Annotated in this window: 21 protein-coding genes and 1 tRNA gene; 15 read left to right on the top strand and 7 right to left on the bottom strand. The window is 68.3% G+C overall.

What is annotated here, in order from left to right; genetic code table 11:
- Genes AB0F51_RS20015 through AB0F51_RS20025 form a run of 3 tightly spaced genes read right to left on the bottom strand, consistent with a single transcriptional unit; the run spans position 1 to position 3,010 of the window.
- A complete protein-coding gene (locus AB0F51_RS20015) occupies positions 1–1,512 on the bottom strand; it encodes a tripartite tricarboxylate transporter permease (protein WP_360281916.1) in 1,512 nt (503 codons plus the stop codon).
- Positions 1,512–2,006, bottom strand: coding sequence for a tripartite tricarboxylate transporter TctB family protein (locus tag AB0F51_RS20020; protein ID WP_360281918.1), 495 nt, complete (start codon positions 2,004–2,006; stop codon positions 1,512–1,514). Before AB0F51_RS20020 ends, AB0F51_RS20015 begins: the two co-directional genes overlap by 1 nt.
- Complete coding sequence (locus AB0F51_RS20025) at positions 2,006–3,010, bottom strand: tripartite tricarboxylate transporter substrate binding protein (protein ID WP_360281920.1); 1,005 nt, start codon at positions 3,008–3,010, stop codon at positions 2,006–2,008. The genes AB0F51_RS20020 and AB0F51_RS20025 overlap by 1 nt, the downstream gene beginning before the upstream one ends.
- 148 nt (positions 3,011–3,158) lie before the next feature.
- On the opposite strand from AB0F51_RS20025, the gene AB0F51_RS20030 reads away from it, so the two are divergent.
- Complete coding sequence (locus AB0F51_RS20030; protein WP_360281922.1) at positions 3,159–4,766, top strand: sensor histidine kinase; 1,608 nt, start codon at positions 3,159–3,161, stop codon at positions 4,764–4,766.
- On the top strand, positions 4,763–5,440 hold the full coding sequence (locus tag AB0F51_RS20035) for a response regulator (protein WP_360281924.1): 678 nt from the start codon (positions 4,763–4,765) through the stop codon (positions 5,438–5,440). The genes AB0F51_RS20030 and AB0F51_RS20035 overlap by 4 nt, the downstream gene beginning before the upstream one ends.
- 11 nt (positions 5,441–5,451) lie before the next feature.
- Here the strand turns inward: AB0F51_RS20035 and AB0F51_RS20040 are convergent, their stop codons facing one another.
- Positions 5,452–6,108 carry a GntR family transcriptional regulator gene (locus AB0F51_RS20040; protein WP_360281926.1) on the bottom strand — a complete coding sequence of 219 codons (657 nt, stop codon included), beginning with the start codon at positions 6,106–6,108 and terminating at the stop codon, positions 5,452–5,454.
- A 75-nt stretch (positions 6,109–6,183) separates the two neighbouring features.
- Here AB0F51_RS20040 and AB0F51_RS20045 point away from each other — a divergent pair, with 75 nt between their 5' ends.
- Genes AB0F51_RS20045 through AB0F51_RS20070 form a run of 6 tightly spaced genes read left to right on the top strand, consistent with a single transcriptional unit; the run spans position 6,184 to position 11,118 of the window.
- On the top strand, positions 6,184–7,227 hold the full coding sequence (locus AB0F51_RS20045; protein WP_360281928.1) for an Ldh family oxidoreductase: 1,044 nt from the start codon (positions 6,184–6,186) through the stop codon (positions 7,225–7,227).
- Positions 7,224–7,544: a putative quinol monooxygenase gene (locus AB0F51_RS20050; RefSeq protein WP_360281930.1), complete on the top strand. Its 321-nt coding sequence runs from the start codon at positions 7,224–7,226 to the stop codon at positions 7,542–7,544. The genes AB0F51_RS20045 and AB0F51_RS20050 overlap by 4 nt, the downstream gene beginning before the upstream one ends.
- Positions 7,541–7,951: a cupin domain-containing protein gene (locus AB0F51_RS20055; protein ID WP_360281932.1), complete on the top strand. Its 411-nt coding sequence runs from the start codon at positions 7,541–7,543 to the stop codon at positions 7,949–7,951. Before AB0F51_RS20050 ends, AB0F51_RS20055 begins: the two co-directional genes overlap by 4 nt.
- Positions 7,948–9,315, top strand: a complete 1,368-nt coding sequence (locus AB0F51_RS20060; protein WP_360281934.1) for an aldehyde dehydrogenase family protein — start codon at positions 7,948–7,950, stop codon at positions 9,313–9,315. Before AB0F51_RS20055 ends, AB0F51_RS20060 begins: the two co-directional genes overlap by 4 nt.
- A gap of 10 nt (positions 9,316–9,325) precedes the next feature.
- Positions 9,326–9,856, top strand: a complete 531-nt coding sequence (locus tag AB0F51_RS20065; protein WP_360281936.1) for an HXXEE domain-containing protein — start codon at positions 9,326–9,328, stop codon at positions 9,854–9,856.
- Entirely contained in the window at positions 9,853–11,118 is a 1,266-nt protein-coding gene (locus AB0F51_RS20070) for a glutamate-5-semialdehyde dehydrogenase (protein ID WP_360281938.1), read from the top strand. The genes AB0F51_RS20065 and AB0F51_RS20070 overlap by 4 nt, the downstream gene beginning before the upstream one ends.
- Here the strand turns inward: AB0F51_RS20070 and AB0F51_RS20075 are convergent.
- Together AB0F51_RS20075 and AB0F51_RS20080 are read right to left on the bottom strand one after the other, a co-directional pair.
- On the bottom strand, positions 11,108–11,797 hold the full coding sequence (locus tag AB0F51_RS20075) for a 4'-phosphopantetheinyl transferase superfamily protein (protein WP_360281940.1): 690 nt from the start codon (positions 11,795–11,797) through the stop codon (positions 11,108–11,110). The two genes, AB0F51_RS20070 and AB0F51_RS20075, sit on opposite strands and share 11 nt — an antisense overlap.
- Entirely contained in the window at positions 11,794–12,666 is an 873-nt protein-coding gene (locus AB0F51_RS20080; RefSeq protein ID WP_360281942.1) for a winged helix-turn-helix transcriptional regulator, read from the bottom strand. The genes AB0F51_RS20075 and AB0F51_RS20080 overlap by 4 nt, the downstream gene beginning before the upstream one ends.
- A 64-nt stretch (positions 12,667–12,730) precedes the next feature.
- Between AB0F51_RS20080 and AB0F51_RS20085 the strand changes: the two genes are divergently transcribed.
- Positions 12,731–13,963, top strand: coding sequence for an MFS transporter (locus tag AB0F51_RS20085; protein WP_360281944.1), 1,233 nt, complete (start codon positions 12,731–12,733; stop codon positions 13,961–13,963).
- Positions 13,964–13,972: 9 nt separating this feature from the next.
- On the opposite strand, the gene AB0F51_RS20090 is transcribed toward AB0F51_RS20085, so the two are convergent.
- Complete coding sequence (locus AB0F51_RS20090) at positions 13,973–14,422, bottom strand: Lrp/AsnC family transcriptional regulator (RefSeq protein WP_360281946.1); 450 nt, start codon at positions 14,420–14,422, stop codon at positions 13,973–13,975.
- A 141-nt stretch (positions 14,423–14,563) separates the two neighbouring features.
- Here AB0F51_RS20090 and AB0F51_RS20095 point away from each other — a divergent pair, with 141 nt between their 5' ends.
- From AB0F51_RS20095 to AB0F51_RS20120, 6 genes are all read left to right on the top strand, one after another.
- Positions 14,564–14,692: a hypothetical protein gene (locus AB0F51_RS20095; protein ID WP_360281948.1), complete on the top strand. Its 129-nt coding sequence runs from the start codon at positions 14,564–14,566 to the stop codon at positions 14,690–14,692.
- A 79-nt stretch (positions 14,693–14,771) separates the two neighbouring features.
- Positions 14,772–14,930 carry a hypothetical protein gene (locus AB0F51_RS20100; RefSeq protein WP_360281950.1) on the top strand — a complete coding sequence of 53 codons (159 nt, stop codon included), beginning with the start codon at positions 14,772–14,774 and terminating at the stop codon, positions 14,928–14,930.
- Positions 14,931–14,948: 18 nt separating this feature from the next.
- Positions 14,949–15,569 carry a nicotinate-nucleotide adenylyltransferase gene (nadD, locus tag AB0F51_RS20105; RefSeq protein WP_360281952.1) on the top strand — a complete coding sequence of 207 codons (621 nt, stop codon included), beginning with the start codon at positions 14,949–14,951 and terminating at the stop codon, positions 15,567–15,569.
- Positions 15,570–15,597: 28 nt separating this feature from the next.
- Entirely contained in the window at positions 15,598–16,092 is a 495-nt protein-coding gene (rsfS, locus tag AB0F51_RS20110; protein WP_360281954.1) for a ribosome silencing factor, read from the top strand.
- Complete coding sequence (locus tag AB0F51_RS20115) at positions 16,089–16,733, top strand: histidine phosphatase family protein (RefSeq protein WP_360281956.1); 645 nt, start codon at positions 16,089–16,091, stop codon at positions 16,731–16,733. Before rsfS ends, AB0F51_RS20115 begins: the two co-directional genes overlap by 4 nt.
- A 377-nt stretch (positions 16,734–17,110) precedes the next feature.
- Positions 17,111–17,183: transfer RNA gene (locus tag AB0F51_RS20120), tRNA-Ala, on the top strand.
- Positions 17,184–17,208: the final 25 nt, after the last annotated feature.

The following is a 17,208-nucleotide window of genomic DNA, read 5'->3' on the forward strand; positions in this document are numbered from 1 at the left end:
TCAGTCTCCTGTTTTGACGGGCTCGGCGGGCTCGCGAGTCCGCAGCCGCGACACGATGGGTGGAACGACGAGGACCAGCAGGATCACGACGTACACGATCTTCGCGAACCAGGTGTCGACCAGCCCGCTGACGTGCCCGTCGCTGATCTGCAGTGCGCGCCGCAACTGCTCCTCCGCGGTCGGGCCGAGGATGATGCCGATGATCGCCGGTACGACGGGCAGCCCGAACCGCCGCATCCCGAAGCCGAGCGCACCCAGGATGAGCAGCAGCCACAGGTCGAAGGTGGACAGGTTGGCCGCGTACGCCCCGATGCTGGCGAAGAACAGGATCCCGGCGTACAGGTAGGGCCTGGGGATTCGCAGCAGCTTGGCCCAGAGCGGTGCCAGCGGCAGGTTCAGCGCGAGCAGGATCACGTTGCCGATGAAGAGGCTGGCCACCAGGCCCCAGACCAGCTCGGGCTGGGTCTGCAGCAGCCGGGGACCCGGCTGGATGCCGTACCCCTGGAAGGCGCCGAGCATCACCGCGGCGGTCGCGGTGGTCGGGATCCCCAACGTCAGCAGGGGAACCAGACCACCAGCGGCCGACGCGTTGTTCGTCGCCTCGGGACCGGCGACGCCCTCGATTGCACCCTGACCGAACTCCTCGGGGTGCTTGCTCAGCTTCTTCTCGGTGACGTAGGACAGGAAGGTCGGGATCTCGGCGCCACCGGCCGGGATCGCGCCGAACGGGAAGCCGATCGCCGTACCGCGTAGCCACGGTTTCCACGAGCGGCGCCAGTCCTCGCGGCTCATCCGGGCGGCCCCGACGGTGATGATGTCGGCCGGCGTACGACGCAGATGCGCCGCGATCCACAGAGCCTCGCCGACCGCGAACAACCCGACGGCGACCACCACGACATCGATGCCGTCGGCAAGTTCCGGCAGGCCGAGCGTGAGCCGCTGCTGGCCCGACGTCGGGTCGATCCCGATCGTGCCGACCAGCAGCCCGATCGCGAGCGCGGCCAGACCGCGGATCTTGGACGAGCCGAGCACGGTGGTGACCGCGACGAAGGCGAGCACCATCACGGCGAAGTAGTCGGGTGCACCCATCTTGATCGCCAGCTTGACCACGCCCGGTGCGACCAGCGCCAGGGCGAGAGTACCGATCGTGCCGGCGATGAACGATCCGATCGCCGCGGTGGCCAGAGCGGCGGCGGCTCTGCCTTTCCGGGCCATCTTGTTGCCTTCGATCGCGGTCACCACCGAGGCGCTCTCACCTGGCGTGTTGAGCAGGATCGACGTGGTCGAGCCGCCGTACATGCCGCCGTAGTAGATGCCGGCGAACATGATGAACGCCTGGGTCGGTTCGAGCGCGTAGGTGAGGGGCAGGAGCAGCGCGATCGTCATGGCCGGGCCGATCCCCGGCAGCACACCGATCGCAGTACCGAGCAGGACACCGACGAAGGCGTAGAGCAGGTTGGTCGGATGGGCCGCGGTGGCGAAGCCGTTCAGCAGTTCGTTGAGCGCGTCCATCAGAGGATTCCCTTGAGGATCCCGACCGGCAGGGCGATGCCGAGGCCGAGGTTGAACAGGTACCAGGTGCCGACCGACAACGCGATCGAGATGATCGCGTTGCGGATCAGGTGCCGGCTGCCGAGCGCGAACGTCGTACCGAAGAACAGCACGGCGCCGGACACCGGCCAGCCGAGCCGGTCGATCAGCAGGATGTTGGCGACGAAGGCGACGACCAGCAGACCGAGCGTCTTCCAGTCACTGCCGTGGCCGAGATCGACGTCCTCACCGGATTCCTGCTCGCCGCGACCGCCGCGGAGGATGTCGATCGCGAGCAGGACCGCGGTGACGATGAGCAGGATGCCGACCGCCATCGGCACCGTCTTCGGGCCGACCGGTCCGCGGCCGCCCTCCACCACGGACAGCTGCGACGTGTCGATCAGCGCCCAGGCGCCGAGGACCAGGAGGAGGAGGGCCACTCCGAGTTCGGAGCGGCCCTGCTTCACGGCGTTCATCAGGCGACGAGACCCAGCTCTCGCAGCACGCCGGCGACCCGGTCGTTCTCCGAGGTGAGGAAACTCTTGAACTCGTCACCGGTCTGGAACGCGTCCGTCCAGCCCTGCTTGGTCAGCGTGGTCTTCCACTGCTCGGACTCGTGCATCTTGGTGAGCAGCTCGACGAACTGCTTCTTCTTCTCGTCCGGCAGCCCGGGCGGCGCGACGATGCCCCGCCAGTTGGTGAAGACCAGGTCGACGTTCAGGCTCTTCAGCGTGGGCGCGTCGACGCCTTCCACCGGCTTCTCGCTGGTGACCGCGAGGATCTTCACGTCACCCGACTTGGCCTGCTCGGCGACCTCACCGATCCCGGTGGCCGCGAACGCGACCTTCTTGCCGAGGATCGCGGTCAGCAGCTCACCGCCACCGTCGTACGGCACGTAGGTGACTTCCTTCGGCTGGACGCCGACGGCCTTGGCCAGCAGCATCGGCGTCAGGTGGTCGGGGCCACCGCTGTTGGAGGCGCCGCCGACCGGTACCTTGCGCGGGTCCGCCTTCCAGGCCGCCACCAACTGGTCCAGGCTCGTGTACGGCGAATCCTTCGGTACGACGATCGCCTCGGCCTCCGCGATCAGCTTCGCGATCGGGACGGTGTCCTGCAGGGTCGCCTTGGACTTGTTGGTGAAGACGGCCCCGACGACACCGAGACCCATCTGCATCAGGATGTCTTCTTTGCCCTTCTCGTTGGCCAGCCGCTGCAGACCGACCGTGCCACCGGCGCCGGCCGTGTTGAAGACCTCGACCGTGTCGGTCAGCTTGGCGTCCTGCATCGCCTTGGCCGCGGCCCGGGCGGTGGTGTCGTACCCGCTGCCGGGGGAGTTGGGGACGAGGATGCGCAGGCCCTTCAGCGGGCCGGTGCTGGCACCGCCCGAGGCGTTGTCGTCGGCGCTCACGCCGCAGCCGCTCGCCACGACGGCGAACGCCGCGACGGCGCTGATTGTGGTGAACCACGTCCGTGCTCGCACGGCAGTCTCCTTGCTTTCGGTGGTGCGGTTGCTCGTCAGCGTGGCGCGGCTCGTCGAGGGTGTCACCGTTACTACCGCAAACTCAGTTGTGTTCATTGTGCTCACGCAGGCGTTGGCGTGATCGGGCCCTTCCGCGCACAATCAGGGCGTGAAGACCAGACGGCGAGTGGTACTACGGCCACGGCGGTGGACCCTGGCCGGCCGGATGCTGGCCGTTCAGCTGCTGATCGTGCTGGTCGTCCTGATCGGCGTCGCGGCGGTGTCGGTGGCGCAGTTGAGTGCGCGCTACCGCGAGACCGAGGGCAACCGGGCCCTCGCGGTGGCCGAACGCCTCGCGGTGACCGCCGGCGTACGGGATGCCGCCAGCCGGTGGCCCGATGATGTCGCCCAGGCGCAGTCCGTGGTCGAGTCCGGACGGACCTTCTCCGGTTCGACGTACGTGGTGGTGGCCCTGCGCAACCGTCAGATCATTGCCTCGACCGACCCGCTGCCGATGACCGGCAAGCCCTTGCTGCAGGAGACCGACGCGTTCCTCGGCCGGTCCTGGGTCGGGCGCGACGAAGCCACCGGCGCCGCGCTCGCGATGGCGCCGATCCTCAACGAGAAGTCCGGCGCGACCGAAGGCGTGGTCGCCGTCGGCCGGCAGTACCCCTCTGTGCTGGACAACCTGACCGCGGCGATGCCCAACCTGATGACCTACCTGGGCATCGCCAGCTTGCTGGGAGTGATCGGGTCGTTGCTATTGGCAAGAACAGTGAAACGGCAGACGCTCGGGCTGGAGCCGCGCGAGATCACCGGTCTGGTCGAGCAGCGCGAGGCGTTGCTGCACGGGATCAAGGAGGGTGTGCTCGCGGTCGACCTGGATCGGCGGATCACGATGGTCAACGACGAGGCGGCGATCCTGCTCGGCGTACCGCTGGCCTCTGCTGGTCTGGCGTTGTCCGAGGTGGACGACACCGGTCGGTTGGTGGAGATCTTCGACGGCACCGACACGGCGACCGACCGGATCCTGCCGCTGCACGGACGGGTGCTGACGCTGAACCGGATGCCGGTCCGCAGTCACGGCCGGCACATCGGCTGGGTCGCGACCTTCCGCGACCGGACCGAGCTGCTCGAACTGCAACGCGAGCTGGACCTGACCCGGAACACCACCGACACGCTGCGGGCGCAGGCGCACGAGTTCAGCAACCGGATGCACATCGTCAGCGGACTGATCGAGCTGGGGGAGTACGACGACGTCCGCCGCTACATCCAGCGCGTCGCGGCCGACCAGACCGAGTTGACGGCGGGAATCACCGCCCGGGTGGCCGATCCGGCGGTCGCTGCCTTGCTGATCGCCAAGTCCAGCCAAGCGGCCGAGCGCGGAGTCAGTTTTGTTGTCGACCAAGCCACTTGGTTGCCTCGGTTGGAGGAGCGGCTCGCGACAGATGTGTCGACGGTGCTCGGCAATCTGGTGGACAACGCGCTGGATGCCGCGACGGGCTCTCGGGACCCGTTCGTTGCCGTCGAGGTGCTGGAGGCGGGCGGCGCAGTACGGATCGAGGTGCGGGATTCCGGGCCGGGTGTGGATGGGGCGATGCAGCAGCGGGTGTTCACACGAGGGTTCAGCACGAAGGACGGTGCCGAGGACCGGGGGATCGGGCTGGCGCTGGTTCAGGTGATCTGCCGGAAGCGGGGCGGGGACGTGACGGTGCACAACGAGAACGGCGCGGTGTTCGTGGCGACACTGCCGATGCTCGCGGAGGCACGGGCATGATCCAGGTCCTCGTCGTGGACGACGACTTCATGGTGGCGCGGCTGCACTCGAGCGTGGTCGCATCCCAACCAGGCTTCGAGGTCATCGGCGCAGCGCGGACAGGAGCGGACGCGCTGGCCGCAGTACGGACCCTGCGTCCTGACCTGGTGCTGCTGGACATCTACTTGCCGGACATGAGCGGCCTGGAGGTCCTGCGCCGCTTCCGCGAATCGTCGTCCGACTACCCGGTCGACGTCATCGTCATCAGCGCCGCCCGCGACCTCGACACCCTCCGTACTGCGCTGCGCGGCGGCGTCTTCCAGTATTTGGTGAAGCCCTTCGAGATCGAGTCGCTCAGAGCCCGTCTCCGTGACTACGCCGGCCACCAAGCCGAACTCCACGACCTCACCGAAGCCCACCAGGAAGAGGTAGACCGAGTCTTCCGCACCACCAGCAGCCGAACAGCACCCCCGAAGGGCATCAGCCCAGAAACCACCGACCTAGTACTCCGCGCCTTAGGCGAAGCACCCCAACCCGACCTCTCAGCCACAGAATGCGCCGAGGTAACCGGCCTCTCCCGCAGCAGCACCCGCCGCTACCTGGAACACCTAGTAACCATAGGAAAAGCCGAAATGCGCCCCCGCTACGGCGTAGCCGGCCGCCCAGAACGCCGCTACCGCCTACTAACCAAATAACTACTCTGCTTTTAGGGCAGGCGGTCGGCGATTGTGTTCAGGGCTGTGGTTCGGGCTGCTTGGACGTGGGCTTCGGCTAAGGCGCGGGCTTGGGTGGGGTTGCCGGTTAGTAGGGCTTCGAGGATGGCTTCGTGTTCTTGGAGGGCTGCTGTTCGGCGGGATTGGGTTTGGTTGGTGAAGGCTCGGTAGCGGGCCATTTGGCCGTCGATTTGGTGGTGGAGGCGGGCGGCCCAGGTGTGGTCGGCGATTTCGGCGATTTTCAGGTGGAAGTCGTGGCCGGCGTTCATGGCGTCGTCGGCGAATTCGACCAGGCGTTGGTTGCGGGCGACCAGGAGTTTCAGGGCCTCGGCCGACTCGTCCGTGATGCGGGTGGCGGCTTCGGCTGCCAGCAAGCCTTCCAGCACCGCGCGGACGGAGTACAGCTCCTCGATCTCCTCCGCCGACAGCGAGCGCACCACCATGCCGCCCGTCGGGAGTTGCTCCAGCAGATCCTCCGCGAGCAGTAGGCGGAGCGCCTCGCGCAGCGGCGTGCGGCTCACCTGCAGCTGCTGGGAGAGCTCCGGCTCGAAGAGTCGGCGCCCGGGCGGGAGGTCGAGCGACAAGATGCGCTGTTTCAGCTCGGCGTACACGACCTGACCGCCGGAGGCGCGTCGCACTCTGTCCGTCATTCGACCTCTCCTTTGCGTACTTGTATACAAGTATGCTTCTCTGGTCACCAGTGTTCCATGAAGATCGGAGCAAGGATGGCTCATCGTTCCCGGCCCGGCGCGCTCCGTGCGTTTGCTTCCGCCGTACTCCGGTCCGAAGGCGTCCCCGGCCCCGATGCCGAGCTGCTGGCCGACACCCTCGTCATGGCCGAGCTGTGGGGTCACGCGTCGCACGGCATGCTCCGGTTGCCTTGGTATGTCGCCCGCCTTCGCAGCGGCGTGACCCAGCGAGTCACCCGGGTCACCACCGAGCGAGACACCGGCGCGCTCTTGCTCCTGGACGGCGGCAACGGCATCGGGCAGGTCGTCACCGACTACGCGGTCGCTCAAGGCGTCGAGCGAGCCAAGGCCCACGGCGTGAGCGCCGTCGGCATCCGCAACTCCGGTCACTTCGGCACCGCCGCGTACTTCACCCGCCAAGCCGCCGAGCAAGGCTGCGTCGCCATCCTCTGTACGAATGCCAGCCCCGCGATGGCACCGTGGGGCGGCAAACAAAAAAGCATCGGTACCAACCCCTGGTCCATCGCAGCACCCGGCGGCCGGCGCGGCGTAGTGGTGATGGACCTGGCCAACACAGCCGTTGCCCGAGGCAAGATCTACCTCGCCGCCGAACGCGGTACGCCGATCCCGCCCGACTGGGCAGCCGATGCCGAAGGCAACCCCACCACCGATCCGCGAGCCGCGATCGAGGGCCTGCTCCTCCCGATGGCGGGCCCCAAGGGGTACGTCATCTCCTTCATGTTCGACATCCTGGCCGGCGTGCTGACCGGCAGCGCGTTCGGCGACCAGGTCGCAGGCCCGTACGAGCCTGACCGCCGAAGCGGCGCAGGCCATCTCCTGCTCACGATCGACGTCGCCGCGATGACCGACCCGGCCGAGTACGACGCGCGCATCGAAGCGTTGATCGATGCAACAAAGTCAGGCCCTCAAGCCGCCTGGGCCGACGAGATCCTCGTCCCCGGCGAGCTCGAGGACCGCGCCGCCCAACTCAGTGCCGAAGGCATCGACCTGACCGAGACGACCTGGCAAAGCCTCAAAGCCCTCGCCGCCGAGACCCATGTCGTACTGGAGGAAGCATGATCACCCTCACCGTCTCGCTCCAAGTCCTCCCCGACCATCTGGGCCCGTTCATCGAAGCGATCCGGACCAACGCCGAGCGCTCGTTCACCGAGGAGCCCGGCTGCCTGTCCTTCGACGTGAGCCAGGACCTCACCGACGACCACCACTTCGTCCTCCACGAGACCTACACCGACGAAGCAGCGGTCGACGCCCACCGATCGGCACCGCACTTCAAGCAATGGCGCGCCGCCGTCGCGGAGCACGTAGTACCGGGCAGCCAAGAGAACATCCTGGCCCGCCGTCTCTTCCACCACCACAGCCCGGAGGCCGACCGATGAGCCTGCTGATCAACCCCGACCGCGTCACGCCCTTCGACCGCGGCAACGGCGTCGTCACGATCCCGTACGTCGGCCGCTGGAACGCCGACGACAACGTGATCACCACCGGCCAAACCATCTTCGCGCCCGGCACCGGGCTGCCCGTGCACAGCCACAACGTCGAGGAGTCGGTCCTGATCCTCGAAGGAGAAGCCATCGCCGAAATCGACGGCGAACGCTTCGACCTGCTGGTCGGCGAGGCGACCTGGGTGCCGGCCGGCACCCCACACCGCTTCCTCAATCGCGGCGAAGGCCAACTGCGCATCTACTGGGTGTACGGCGGCCGCGACGTGACCCGCACCATCACCGCAACCGGCGAGACCTTCGAGCACCTGTCCGACAACGACCGGGGCGGGCTGACCACATGATCACCACGACGAACCCAGCCACCGGGCAGCCGCTGGCGTCGTACGAGCCGATGACTCCCGCAGCAGTCGAGGAAGCGGTCCACCGCGGCTCCATCGTCGCTGCCAACTGGGGACGGACAGCCCTGGAAAGCAGGCTCGAAGCGTTGACCCGGCTGGCCGCGCTCCTGCGCCAGCGGTCGCCCAGCCTCGCCGGGCTCATCACCGCCGAGATGGGCAAGCCGATCGCCGAAGCCGAAGGCGAGATCGAGAAGTCCGCCGTCACCGCCGAGTACTACGCGGCGCAGGCGCCGGCCATCCTCGCCGACGAGCCGGTCGACGTCGGATCCGCCCGAGCCTGGATCAGCTACGAACCGATCGGCCTGGTGCTGGCCGTGATGCCCTGGAACTTCCCGGTCTGGCAGGTCCTTCGGTTCGCTGTACCGACGCTTGCCGCCGGCAACGGAGTACTGCTGAAGCATTCGCCGAACGTGACCGGGGCGGCGCTCGCCCTGCAACAGCTCTTCGTCGACGCGGGTTTTTCCGCCGGACTGGTCACGACGCTGGTGGTCGACGAGGCGGACGTGCCGTCGACGATCGAAGGGCTGATCGCCGACGAGCGGATCGCGGCAGTCACGCTCACCGGAAGCAACCGCGCAGGTGCCGCGGTGGGGGCGGCCGCCGGGCGCGCCGCGAAGCGGTCGGTACTGGAACTCGGCGGGTCGGATGCCTTCGTCGTTCTGGCGGATGCGGACGTCGAGGCCGCCGCGGCCGCTGCCGTCAGAGCCCGCTTCACGAACTCCGGTCAGAGTTGTGTCTGCGCCAAACGCTTCATCGTCGAAGCTGCTGTCGCCGACGAGTTCCTGGACCGCTTCATTGCCGGTGTGGAAGCACTGAAACTCGGCGATCCGGCAGATCGCGCGGTGACTCTCGGCCCGCTGGCCCGCGACGATCTCCGCACGGTCCTGCAGCGGCAGGTGGAGGAGTCGGTCGCCGCCGGCGCGAAGCTCGTCACCGGCGGAAGCGCCGTCGACGGACCCGGCTACTACTTCGAGCCGACGATTCTGACCGGCACCGGTCCGGGGATGCCCGCGTTCGACGAGGAAACCTTCGGCCCGGTCGCAGCGGTCGCCGTCGCGGCGGATGTGGAGGAAGCGGTCACTTTGGCCGGCGCCACGCAGTACGGGCTGGGGCTGAGCGTCTGGTCGCGGGAGCGCGGCGTCGAGGTGGCCCGCCGGATCACCTCGGGCGCCGCCTTCGTCAACGCCGTCGTCGCTTCCGATCCCCGGGTGCCGTTCGGCGGTACCAAGAACAGCGGCTACGGCCGGGAACTGTCCGTCGCCGGCATCCGCGAATTCACCAACACCAGGACCTACTGGGTCGCTTAGAGTTGGGCGGGTGCGAGGGATCACTTGGGGTCTGTTGGCAGCTTGGATCGTGCATGACCTGGAGGAGTTGCTGACGATGCCGTCCTGGTCGCAGGAGGCGCCGGAGCAAGTGCGGGCGGTGCTCCCGCAAGTCCCGGATGGTGTCCTCAACCAGTTGCCCATGTCCCGCGCGGAGGCCGCTACTGCGATCGGGTTGACCGGTCTGGCGATTGCGGCCGCGTCCGCTTCCGGTGCGCGGACCGGGGGAGCCAGCAAGTTCTTCCAGGCATCCCTGGCCGGCTTCGGACTCCACGCGGGCACGCATCTGGCCCAGTCCGCGGTACTGCGCCGCTACACCCCAGGTCTCGTCACCACTCCACTAGTGGTCATCCCGTACTCCGTCTGGGCCTGGCGTCGGCTCAAGCGCAGCGGAGTACCGATTCACCCGAGCGACGCTCGCCTGAACGTCCTGCTCGCGGCAGTGGTGCCCGCAGCGCACGCCGTCGCCCGGTTGAGACGGCTGCGCAGGGGGGCGAGCGGTCGTCCTACGATGGAGCTGTGAGCGAGATCATCGAGATTTGCCGGCGGGCCCGCGAGGCTTCCTACGCGTTGGCTGCGGCGTCCCGGGGGACCAAGGATGCGGCGCTGCACGCCATGGCGGCGGCGTTGCGAGATAACACCGAGCAGATCGTCGAGGCGAATGCGAATGATGTCGCGGCCGCGCGAGAAGCCGGTACGCCGGAGTCGACCGTCGATCGCCTGGCGCTGAACCCGTCGCGGGTGGATGCGATGGCCGCCGGGCTCGAGGAGCTCGCCGGCCTGGTCGATCCCGTCGGTGAAGTGGTTCGCGGCTACACGCTCCCGAACGGTCTCGAGCTTCGCCAGGTGCGGGTCCCGTTCGGTGTCGTCGGCATCATCTACGAGGCCCGCCCGAACGTGACCGCCGACGCGGCCGGCATCTGCCTGAAGTCCGGCAACGCGGTGCTCCTCCGGGGTTCCTCGTCGGCAGCTCAGTCCAACGCGGCGATCGTCGACGTACTGCGCTCCGCCGTGGTCGAGGCCGGTCTGCCCGCCGACGTGATCCAGGGTGTGCCGGGCGACCGGGCAGCCGTCAAGGAACTCATGCAGGCGCGCGGCCTGGTCGACGTACTGATCCCGCGGGGTGGCGCCGGCCTGATCCAGACCGTCGTGTCCGAGTCCACCGTGCCCGTGATCGAGACCGGCGTCGGCAACTGCCACGTGTACGTCGACGCGGAGGCCGACCTGGACCTTGCCCTCGAGATCCTGCTCAACTCCAAGACCCAGCGCCCCAGCGTCTGCAACGCGGCCGAGTCGCTGCTCGTGCATGCCGACGTGGCGGACGAGTTCCTCGCGAAAGCGCTGCCTGCGCTGGTGGAAGCCGGCGTTACCGTGCACGGCGATCCGGCAATCGTTGCTGCTGGCGCCGATGTTGTTGCTGAGGGCAAGAATATTGTTGCCGCGACCAACGAGGACTTTGGCGCGGAGTACAACTCGCTGGATCTGTCGGCCGCTGTCGTGCCCGATCTGGAGGGTGCGGTCGAGCACATCCGCAAGTACAGCTCGGCGCACACCGATGCGATCATCACCCGTTCGCAGGCCGCGGCCCGGCGTTTCGTGCAGGCGGTCGACTCCGCCGCGGTGGTGGTGAACGCGAGCACGCGGTTCACCGACGGTGGCGAGTACGGGTTCGGTGCGGAGATCGGGATCTCGACGCAGAAGCTGCACGCACGCGGCCCGATGGGGCTGCCGGAGATGACCTCGACGAAGTACGTCGTCATCGGCGAAGGCCAGATCAGGACCTGAGCAGCGGCGCCGCGTCGAAGGAGCGCACTTCGGGCAACTGACCCGAGAGGATCGCGAGCGCGGCGGCGTACTCGACTCCTGCCTGCAGATCCACAAGCCGCACCGGTCCGTCGTGCCCGGCCCACTCCCGCAGTACCGGCGGCCGGTCGGGCGCGCTGACGATGACCTTGCGCAGGTCCGCGCGGATCCCGTCGCCGGTCGCCTTCACCACAGCTTCCTTGCGAGTCCAGTACTGCGTGAACGCTCGCGCGCGAGCCGACAGTGCGAAGCCGGCGAGTTCGGCGGCCTCCACGTCGGACAGGCTCACCGAGGCGAGCGAGTCGGCGTCGATCGCGGGGTTGATCTGTTCGACATCGACGCCGACAGCCGCCGAGGGGTGGAAGGCGACCACGATGCGGTCGCCCGAATGCGACACCGACAGCTGCATCCCGTCGACGCTGACCTTCCCATGGTGGCGACCACAGTCGGGGCAGGTCCGGTCGAGGACGACGTCGGCCGGTGACACCTCCAGCTTCGTCGCGAGCACTCGCCGGACGATCGAGCACCCGACCAGGAAGCGGTTCTTGTCCTCGTCGCGCGCGTAGGCGGCCAACCGCTCGCGCTCGACCGCGTTCAGCTCACCGACCAGGCCCGGCCGCGCGTCCGTAGTACGGGCCCACCAGACTTCGACTGCTGTCACAGCTCACGAGCCGTCTGGTAGGCCCAGTCGATGGCTGCCGGGATGTCGATGATCGGGTAGAGGACGGCCTTGATCTCGCGGGTCGGCGCCACGATCAGGATCAGCCGCTTGAGCCGCTCGTACCCGCCCGCCCGGAACGTGGGCAGCCGGAGCGCGGCGGTCAGCGTCAGGTCGGTATCCGACAGCAGCACGTGGGGGATGCCCTCGAGTTCGGCGAACGCGCTCTGCTCATCCGGCCGTTGCGTGCTCACACCGTGGACGGCGATGCCGGCCGCCGTGAACTCCGCGGCCTTCTCGGCGAAGAGCTTGTTCTCCAAGGTGCAGCCCGCTGTGCCCGCGATGTCGGCCCATCCGTCCGGGAGCTTGCTCGGCCGCCCGGTCGCCGGGTACCCGAAGAGCACGGTCGCTTTGGCGCCGGCGTCGACCACGTCTCGCAGTACTGCGCCTGCAGGCAGGGCCAGCCCGTCGGGGATGCGGCGGCCGACGAGCTGATGGATGCGGTGGGCTGTGGGCTCCTCGGGGGCGTTGGTGCCCGTCAGGTCGCCGTCGCCGAGCAGCCAGCGGTCACCCCAGTCCTGCAAGGCGACCAGCACGGGGAGGAGCGCGCGGCCGCGAGGGGTGAGCTGGTAGGAGTAGCGGGTCGGGCGGTCCTGGTACGCCGTACGCTCCGCGATCCCGTTGTCGAGCAGGCCGTTCAGCCGCTCGGTCAGCACCTTGCGGGAGATGTGCAGCGACTCGGCCAGCAGCTCGAACCGGTCGAGCCCGCGCGCGAGGTCACGGATGATCAGGAACTCCCATCCGTCACCGACCACCCCGAGCGACTGGGCGATCGCACAGTCGGGCTCGGGGGAGAAGCTGCTACGCCGCACGACTGCCTCCTCTGCTTGCGTCCACGCTATCCGGCTCTGTAAGTTCCTCTTGGGAACTTACAGGATGACGGGGTGGACGATGTACTGGCGTCGGGTGGCGGAACTGCCAGGCTGGCTCAAAGCCGTGATGCTCGGCCAACTGGTCAGTGCGGCCGGTTCTCTCGCGTGGATCTACCTCACGCTCTACCTGGTCGAGGATCGCGGGATGTCGCCGCAGCAAGCCGGGTTCGCGGCAGCGGCCTACGGCGTGGGCCTACTGCTCGGGAACCTGGGTGGCGGCTGGATCGGTGACCGCTTCGGCCTGCGCCGGGCTGCAGTGGTCAGCCAGCTCACTTGGGCCGTTGCCTGTCTCGCCATGCCGGTCACACCGGCGTCGCCCGAGGCGCTGCACGGCGTACCGGCCGGCACTCTGCTGGCGTTGGTGGCTGCGATCGCGGGCCTTTGCGGGGGCGCAACTCGGCCTAACCTGAGCGCACTGGTCGCTACCGCCCTACCCGCCGACCGTCGCCGCGAAGGCATCGCCCTCTCCCGCTCAGCGAGCAACGCCGGCTTCACCATCGGCCCGCCGCTTGGCGGTCTCCTCGCCGCCTACAACTTCTCCCTGGTCTTCATCGTCGACGCAGTGACCAGCGTGGTGCTGGCACTGGTCGTCTGGCGCTGGGTCCCGCCTGCGACGCGAGTAGTCGCCGCACAGGCCACTGGTGTGTGGCGGGCGCTGCGGCGAGACAGGTCGATCCTGGTCCTGCTACTGGCGATCGTGGTCGTCGATACCGTCTACCGCCAACTCTTCGCGACCCTGCCGCTCCTGCTGCGCGATGCCGGCTCACCCGCGGTCGCATACGGCCTACTGATCGGCGCCAGCTCAGTAGTCATCGTCCTACTCGAAGCCCCGCTGGCCATCCGCCTCCGCAATCACCACTCGTCCCGCGTGATCGCCACCGGCTTCGCGTTGGTCGGGTGCGGTCTAGCGGTCCTGGGCGTCTGGCCGGCGCTGGCGGGAGCCGCTGTCGCGGTAGCAGTGATCACCGGCGGCGAGATGCTGTACAAACCGACTGCTACTGCGCATGTGGCCGACGCGGCTCCAGAAGGCATGACCGGCCGCTTCTCCAGCCTGTACGCCGCCGCCTCCATCTCCGGCATGTTCCTGGCGCCCGCCTTGGGTGGCGTCACCTACCAACACCACCCGCGCCTGCTCTACCCAGCCGCAGCCGCCCTGGCCCTAGTGGTCGCCACCGTCACGTACCTGACCCACCGCGCGTCGCTCACGCCCGAGCCAACGCCAGCCAGCGCCCCGTAGTACCGGCAGCTACTCCGGCAGCGGCGCCGGCCGCGCCTCCCAGCGGGTGGAGAGCACCACGGTGGTTCGGGTGCGCACCACGCCGTTGACCCTCCGCAGACTGCCGACCACTGCCTCTAGTTGGGTAACGTCCGCCACCCGCACCTTCACCACCAGCTCCTGGTCGCCCGCCACGAACCAGCAGTCCTCCACCGCCGGGATCTCCCGCACGCCGGCGACCACGTCATCCGTCTCGACGTCGTCGCGCTGGAACAACCCCACCAGCGCGCTCGTCCCCAACCCGACCTGGTCCGGCGCGACCACCGCCCGGTAGCCGAGCAGCACTCCACGCTCCTCCAGCCGCTTCACCCGCTCCTGGACGCTCGGACCCGACAGCCCCACCACCCGGCCGAGCTCGGCCCAGCTCGACCGCCCGTTGGCGCGCAGTGCTTCGACCAGCTGCCGATCGATCGCGTCCATGCCATCCTCCGTTTACCGCAGATTCGTAGGGAGATCCGCTGATCTGCCTTCAATTCGTTTGAGTCGTAGCAGATTTCCCGCTACAATTTCAACTATCGGAGCCACCCGCTCCACCATCCGCTACAACCTCGTAAAGGAATCATGATCACCCCCGACGTCGCCCGTGCCCACATCGACGAACTGCGCCGTGTCGCCGCGATCCACCATCGCGACCACAGCGGCCCGTCTGCCTGGCGCCGGCTGCTGACCCGCTACATCCGGCACAGCTGACCCCACCTCCCGCGCGACCGGCAGGGCTCCGGGCCCACCGGTCGCGCTCGCGCGGGCCGGCAAGAGATAGGCTTCAGGCATGGTTTCCCTCCTTCTGCCGCAGTTCGCGGTTGCCGAAGACGCCGCCGCCGAGGCTGCGCACATCTCGCCCTGGTGGTACGGCGGGTTCTCCCTGTTCGCCCTGGTCGCACTCCTGGTCATCACCATGGTCTTCGGCAAGGGCCGGCCGCACAGCTGAGCGGCGGATCGAGCTGACGTGGATTCCCCGGAGAGGGTGCGACCTGGCCGCCGCCTCGGTGTGATGGGCGGTACCTTCGACCCGATCCACCACGGCCACCTCGTCGCGGCCAGCGAAGTACAGTCGTACTTCGACCTCGACGAGGTGATCTTCGTGCCGACCGGGCAGCCCTGGCAGAAGATCGAACGGGCCGTGTCGCCGCCCGAGGACCGCTACCTGATGACGGTCATCGCGACCGCCTCGAACCCCCGGTTCTCGGTCAGCCGGGTCGACATCGACCGGCCCGGGCCGACGTACACGATCGACACCCTGCGCGACCTGGCCGGCCTCTACCCGGACGCGGAGCTGTTCTTCATCACCGGTGCGGACGCGCTGGCCCAGATCCTGACCTGGCGCGACGTCGACGAGATGTTCAAACTGGCCCAGTTCGTCGGCTGTACCCGGCCGGGGTACTCCTCCCAGGAGCTGCCCATCGACCGGCTCCCGATGGAACGGATCACGTTGCTCGAAGTACCGGCGCTGGCGATCTCGTCGACCGAGTGCCGCCAACGCGTCGCCAAAGGCAACCCGACCTGGTACCTGGTGCCCGACGGGATCGTCCAGTACATCGCCAAGCGCGACCTCTACACCAATCGTTAGAAGCCTGCACCACTAGCAAAGGACCGCAATGCCTGCCACCGAACGCGCCATCGAGCTGCTCACCGCGGCCGCCGAGGCGGCCCACGACAAGAAGGCCGAGAACGTTCTCGCGTTCGACGTCTCCGAGCAGCTGGCCATCACCGACGCGTTCCTGGTCGCCTCCGCCTCCAACGACCGCCAGGTCCGCGCGATCGTGGACGCGATCGAGGAGAAGCTCCGGGTCGACTTCGACGCCAAGCCGGTGCGCCGCGAAGGCGCGCGCGAGGGCCGCTGGGTGCTGCTCGACTACCTGGAGATCGTGGTCCACGTCCAGCACGACGAGGAGCGCAACTTCTACTCCCTCGAGCGGCTCTGGCGCGACTGCCCGATGATCCCGCTCCCGGGTGCGGACGGCACCATCGCAGTACAGGCCCCCGTCGCCGACCGGTCCGCCGACATTGACCCGACGCCCGCCGCCGGATCCTCCGCCTCGACGCCTGCTGCCGGGTCCGCCGCCTCCGAGTTGTCCTCCGCGGCCGAATGACCGCGGGCCGGCTGATCGTCTGGCGCCACGGCCGGACCGAGTGGAACTTGCAGGACAAGATCCAGGGCCAGGCCGACATCCCGCTCGACTCCGTCGGCGTCGCCCAGGCCCGCGCCGCCGCCCTCAGGCTGGCCTCGCTGGCCCCCACCCGCCTGTTCTCCAGCGACCTCCAGCGCGCCGCGGCGACAGCGGGTGAACTCGCCGCGGTCACCGGCCTCAAGGTCGAGTACGACGAAGCGCTGCGCGAGATCCACGTGGACGACTGGGCCGGCATGACGATGGACGAACTGGCCTCCATCCACCCAGAAGCGGCCGCCCGCATCCGCGCCGGCGAACCCCAACGCCGAGGCACCGCCGGCGAAACAGTCGAAGAGGTAGCCGAACGCTTCGCCCCGGCGCTGGCAAGAGCGGTGGAACACGGCGAACCCTCGGACACCGTCGTAGTAGCCACTCACGGCCTAGCCGCCCGAGTAGGCATCTGCCTCTTCCTAGGCATCCCCAAGCCCCACTGGCCCGCCTTCGGCGGCATCTCCAACTGCAACTGGGTCTCCCTCCTCCCAGGCCGCCAGGGCTGGCGCATAGAGGAATGGAACGCCGGCTCCCTCCCCGAACCGGTCATGAGCGACGACCCCCAACGCTGACCACCGGACGTACCCCACGCGATCTCCGCCCCTCGCTCCTACGTCGCGAGCAGCTCCGATCGCTCCCACCCACCCGTGTGGGCGCTCCTCCGTCGCGCTGGTTGCCAGGGTGCAGCTTGCTTCCTGCCGGGTGGTTGGTGGGGGCCGAGACGCCGTCCACCGGCCAGGCCTTCCACTCAACAGCGCCTTCCAAAGGCCGCCCGGATCACCTCCCCGGGCAGCCTTCGCGCCGCCGCGGACCTACCACCCGAAGCGGCCCCCACCAGCCTCCAACCCACCAATCTCAAGCGTGCTCTTCCTCACCTCCACCCCCACCCCACCCGATTTTTCTTTGCAGCCCTCCATCCGCTAAACTTCCGGAGTCCGCAAGACACCGCGGGGCTTTGGCGCAGTTGGTAGCGCGCTTCCATGGCATGGAAGAGGTCAGGGGTTCGAATCCCCTAAGCTCCACCGCAGGTCAGAGGCTCTTTCCCAG

Origin of the sequence: Kribbella sp. NPDC023855 (assembly GCF_040639475.1) — a bacterium.
Taxonomy (GTDB): domain Bacteria; phylum Actinomycetota; class Actinomycetes; order Propionibacteriales; family Kribbellaceae; genus Kribbella.